Annotated in this window: 3 protein-coding genes; 1 reads left to right on the top strand and 2 read right to left on the bottom strand. The window is 37.7% G+C overall.

Features of this window, described 5'->3' with window-relative positions; translation table 11 throughout:
• Positions 1 to 289: 289 nt before the first annotated feature.
• Positions 290 to 913 (bottom strand): carbonic anhydrase family protein, encoded by a 624-nt coding sequence (locus ACR2MV_RS08700; protein WP_434021520.1) that lies wholly within the window; start codon positions 911 to 913, stop codon positions 290 to 292.
• A gap of 14 nt (positions 914 to 927) precedes the next feature.
• Complete coding sequence (locus ACR2MV_RS08695; protein WP_434021519.1) at positions 928 to 2523, bottom strand: SulP family inorganic anion transporter; 1596 nt, start codon at positions 2521 to 2523, stop codon at positions 928 to 930.
• Between the two features lie 156 nt (positions 2524 to 2679).
• Here ACR2MV_RS08695 and ACR2MV_RS08690 point away from each other — a divergent pair, with 156 nt between their 5' ends.
• A complete protein-coding gene (locus ACR2MV_RS08690) occupies positions 2680 to 3354 on the top strand; it encodes a TetR/AcrR family transcriptional regulator (protein WP_434021518.1) in 675 nt (224 codons plus the stop codon).
• The last annotated feature ends 189 nt before the right edge of the window (positions 3355 to 3543 follow it).

Genomic DNA, 3543 nt, shown 5'->3' with positions numbered 1-3543 from the left:
CAATGGATCAAGAGCACGCTCCTCGTCTTCCATTATATTCCCGAATTCGCGGTCGAGCAGAAAAGCAAAAGTTCGGGAACAGGTGCCTAATTTTCTAAATATCTTTTTTGCATCAACAGGATGCTTTGGGGGTGAACTAAAGTCTGTTTGCATGATCCTAATTTTGTAAGATCCATGAAAATAAAACGAAGCAGCCACAATTGCAATGACCTGGGTCAATGAAGAAAATAAAAAGCATAAAAAAAGGCCCAAACTACGTTGGACCTTTTTTTAAAAATATAGTTGTTTACTAGAAAGTAACTTCTCCTGTAGCCACATCATACATCGCTCCTACCAGTTGAATCTCTCCATTTGCTTCCATTTCAGCCAACACCTCACTGCCGTTTCTGATCGCCTCTAGGGTCAAAGCCACATTCTTGGCGGCTACCTCATTCACAAAAGAAGCATTGGCAGAAGTTCGCTCGGCTGCCTCTTTTGGGCTTTCAACGGCATTCACTGCTGGTTTCAATTTATCCAACATCCCGGTAAGTTTTCCCAGTTCAGCATTATCACAGGCTCCTTTCACAGCCCCACAAGACGTATGCCCCATTACAAGCAAAACTTTAGAACCCGCCAGTTTACAGGCAAATTCCATACTACCCAAAATATCATCGTTCACAAAATTACCGGCAATGCGCACGCTAAACATATCACCAATTCCCTGATCAAAAATAGTCTCAACAGGAATTCTTGAATCGATACAACTTAAAACCGTCGCAAAAGGGAACTGTCCCCCGGTGGTTTCATGCACCTGCTGCTGAAAATTTCTATCTAACTTTTTATTCTCTGTAAATCGGGCATTCCCCTCTTTAAGCATGTTTATAATTTGCCCATGCTCCAGGGCCGCCTGTGTTGCTTTCGTCTGTGCTTTCATATCTGTTGGTTGTCTTAACTTGCTTTACGCGGAGTATTAAAGAATCTGAAAAAACTTTCAGGATTTACTACTATTCCTCTTTGAGAAATAAGCTTGATTGAAATATTTCGCTCCTGCGCCTTGTGCATAAAGTCATCCAATATTTCAATAATATCATTGTCCAGATATTTCGTTTTGGTTACATCCAGTTCCAAGAAAGAATCTTCAGGCAACCTGTCCAGTTCTTTTAAAATCGCACCTTTGTTGAAAAATGTCACCTCTTCTGCCAAGGTCATCTTTATTTTACCATCATCAACATCTTCTCCTTCTTTGTGTAAAAAGTGAGAATTCTGGTAACTCTTGATCAGAATCACAATAATACCTACCAATAAGCCCAATCCAATTCCTACTAACAAATCGGTAAAAACAATACCCACAACGGTAACCATGAAGGGTACAAACTGTTTCCAACCCAGCTCATACATCGTTTTAAACAACCCTGGTTTCGCCAGCTTAAATCCAACGATTAATAAAATAGCTGCCAATACAGATAAGGGAATCCTGTTCAATAAATTAGGAATCAAGATCACAGATCCTAATAAAAACAAACCGTGAATGATCGCAGACATTTTTGTTCTACCTCCAGATTGAATATTGGCAGAACTTCTGACAATTACCTGTGTAATTGGCAATCCACCGATCAATCCAGAAATAATATTACCTGTTCCCTGTGCCAGCAACTCTCTGTTGGTTGGGGTTACATTTTTATGCGGATCTAATTTATCAGTAGCTTCCACACAAAGTAAGGTCTCTAAACTGGCTACTAAGGCGATGGTAAAAGCAACCACCCACACCTGTGGATTTGCAATTGCCGAAAAATTCGGAAAACTAAATTGTGATAAAAATGAACTCACATCTTTTGGAACAGGAACATTCACCAGATGACTAGATGAAATACCCAAAACAGCATTTGATTGTGTAAAGCTATAAAAGAAAATTCCTACCAAAACTGCGACCAACGGGCCTTGAATCACCTGAAATATCTTGGCTTTTTTAGACAAAACCTTGTCCCAGAATAACAAAATGGTAAGACCTATAATACCAATCAAGGCCGATCCTGGTTGAATATGGTTTACGGTATTAAAAATTTCTGAAAACGTATTCTCACCATCTACCTGAAAAAAAGCAAAATCCCCTTCAGGGTCTGTATCATATCCAAAAAAGTGAGGGATTTGCTTTAAAATGATAATAATACCGATACCGGTCAACATGCCTTTAATTACTGAAGAAGGAAAATAATACCCAATGATTCCTGCTCTTAACAATCCAAAAATCAATTGAATGATTCCTCCCAACACAACGGCTACCAGGAAATTCTCAAATCCACCTAAGGTTCCGATCGAAGTCAGAACAATGGCAGCCAGTCCTGCTGCAGGACCACTCACACCAATTTTTGATCCACTCAATGCGCCTACTACTACCCCACCAATGATTCCGGCGATCAAGCCTGAAAACAAGGGAGCTCCACTGGCCAAAGCAATACCAAGACACAAAGGTAATGCTACAAAAAAAACGACGATACTCGCCGGAAAGTCACTCTTCAAATTACTTAAAAATCCTGTTTTTTCCATTTCTGTTTTTATTTTAAAGAAGCAAATATAATAAATTAATCATATATGATAGTAATACTATTATTAATTTAAGTTATGATATTATAGACAATTGTTATGCATTTAATAATAAATACTTAACTTTGAACTTAGCAACCCATGTAAAACATCTTCAAAATGGCTGTAAACATAAGTATTACGCTGAATCCCGGCCTTTATTTAAAAGACCCGCAACAGTCAGAACTTGGTAAAAGAATTATCAAACACAGCATTCTCTTAATCGATGAACTGGGGTTTGAACTCTTTAATTTTAAAAAACTAGCCGAAGAAATGAAGTCAACGGAGGCTTCTATCTACAGGTATTTTGAAAACAAACACTTGTTGTTGACCTACCTGGTATCATGGTATTGGGAATGGCTCAACTATATGATGCAAATCAAAACTTTCAATATTGAAGATCCTAAACGTAAATTAGAGATCATCATACACACCTTTGTATCGATCAGTGAAGAAAATCCCAGTATTGATTATGTCAATGAATCTTCGCTGCACAATGTGGTCATTGCAGAAAGTACCAAGGTTTATCATACAAAAAGTGTTGATGAAGAAAATATAAAAGGATTTTTTCTAAATTATAAGGAAATTGTCTCTTCGGTAGCCGAAGTTATTCTTGAGATAAAGCCAGAATTTCCATACCCGCATGCCTTGGCCAGCAATTTATACGAAATGACCAATAACCATTTCTATTTTGCTGATCACCTGCCCCGATTAACCGATATCAGCAAAAAAGGTCTACCCAGTGAAGAAGTAGAAAAAATGCTGCTCTTTTTTATATCAAAAATGTTGGCTTAGATTTTTATATAAATTGTAAGTACATATTAATTTTTCCGTCATTAGGAGGATAAACCCCAAACAATGATAGAAGATTATAAAACCTCTCGCAAACTGGTCGACACTTTCCTTAAAACCATTGGAAGTCGAATGGAACTCAAGAAAAAAAACAATAACGAATGTAACTATTGCAAGGAGTCACGATTATAG

The organism is Lutimonas sp., assembly GCF_051011215.1.
GTDB lineage: Bacteria > Bacteroidota > Bacteroidia > Flavobacteriales > Flavobacteriaceae > Lutimonas.
This window is presented reverse-complemented; position numbering and strand designations above follow the sequence as displayed.